The organism is Nitrospirota bacterium, from assembly GCA_020846775.1.
Taxonomy (GTDB): Bacteria; Nitrospirota; 9FT-COMBO-42-15; order HDB-SIOI813; family HDB-SIOI813; genus RBG-16-43-11.
The window spans coordinates 1-1,797 of the sequence record JADLDG010000132.1 but is presented as its reverse complement, the minus strand read 5'-3'; the positions used below and the strand labels follow the sequence as shown (position 1 = coordinate 1,797).

Below are 1,797 nucleotides of genomic sequence, written 5' to 3'. Positions count from 1 at the left end.
GGTTCGTCGCCGCGGGCGGTGGCGCCGAGCTCGCTCCCCGCATTCCCCCGAGATCCCGGCCGACGTGGTACCGTCGTGGACGGGGTCGTCGATCGCATGCGAGCCGAAAGGACGGAGACCGCGCGGAGCCGCCCGGACCGACCGCCGCGGCGATCGTTGGCAGCGCTCGGCATCGTCCTCGCGGTCGGTGCACTGGAAGCGCCAGCGAAGGCAAGTCCCCAGTCGTGCTCAACCATGGTCGTCTCCTACGACGACGCAGGCGTGCAGGCGGCGTGGCCATCGAGAACCGGATATCGCAACTGCCTTTCGACGGACGGTCGACTCATCGCGTTTTCGAGTCAGTGGTCACTGATGGCTGCCGACGGGGACACGATCTCCGACGTGTATGTCCGCGATCGGGCAGTCCAAACACTCGAACTCGTCAGCGTGTCGTCGAGCGCCATCAAAGGTAACGCCGCGAGCACCTGCGGGGACATCACTCCAGACGGGCGATACGTTTCCTTCTCATCGGATGCGTTCAACCTGGTCACGCCCGACACGAACGGCGCTCCGGACGTGTTCGTGCGCGATCGCATCACCGGACAAACCCGGCGCGTGAGTGTCGGTGACGTTGGGCAACAGGGCAGTGCGGGCGGTGGCTCGTTTGGCGGTTCGATGTCTGCCGATGGCCGGTTTGTGGTCTTCTGGAGCTTTGCCACGAACCTCACGCCCGGCGACACGAACAACACATCCGATGTCTTCCTGTACGATCAGACACTCGGCACAGCTGTATGTCTCAGCGCGGGTCTTGGCAGTGGTACAGGGAATGCAATATCTGGCGATCCAGTTATTTCGGCTGACGGGCGGTGTGTCGCGTTTGGTAGCAGCGCTTCTAACTTGGTGGTAGGCGACGCCAATGGATTCAGCGATGGGTTCGTCTACGACCGGCTGAGTGGATCGCTGTCGATTCTCACCCTTACCAACGGTGGAGGATCTTCAAATTCGCACAGCGGCGTCGATTGCATTTCAGCGGATGGTCGGTTCGTTGGTTTTGTTAGCGGTGCCACAAACCTCGTGACGGGCGACACGAACAATAGACCGGACGTATTCGTCCGCGATCGGACCCTTGGCACCACGAGCCGAGTGAGTGTCAGCTCGAGCGGGGTTCAAGGCGATCTGGAGTCCAGCCGTGCGCGCATCTCAGCCAACGGCCGCTTTATCGCTTTCGAAAGTGCTGCGAAGAACTTCTTCGTCGGCGACGGCAATGGATGGGACATCTTCATCCACGACGCCTGGCTCCACACCACCACGCTCGTCAGCCAAAGCACCACTGGCGTGCACGCGAACAATCAGTGCCTGCGCCCGTCGATCTCGCCCGACGGGACGTGCGTCGCCTTCGACAGCGATGCGAACAACCTGATCCAGGGCGGCGACACGAACAGCTTCACGACCGACGTGATGGTCCGCGAGTGCCCGCCCGCGGGCGCGTTCACCTACTGCGTGCCGAAGACGAGCTCGATCGGATGTATCCCGGCCATCAACGGCGCCGGCACGGCGAGTTCGAGCTCCGCGCTCCCCTTCGACGTCCACGCCAACGGTGTGATCAATCGCAAGAACGGGCTCCTGACCTACAGCGTCTCCGGCCAAACGCTGGTCCCCTTCGGCGGCGGAGCCCTGTGCGTGGCGCCGCCGTTGAAGCGATCGCCGCTGCTCGCGTCGGGCGGCTCGCTGCCGCCGGCTTGGGATTGCAGCGGGAGCTTCCACTTCGACTTCAACGCGCACATCCAGAGCGGCGTCGATCCCGCGCTCGTGCAGGGT

The 1,797-nt window shown here is 63.6% G+C and carries 1 protein-coding gene; it reads left to right on the top strand.

The features are described 5' to 3' along the window. Positions 1 to 156: 156 nt before the first annotated feature. The coding region (locus IT392_13635; protein MCC6545513.1) for a hypothetical protein at positions 157 to 1,797 on the top strand (1,641 nt) is incomplete at its 3' end.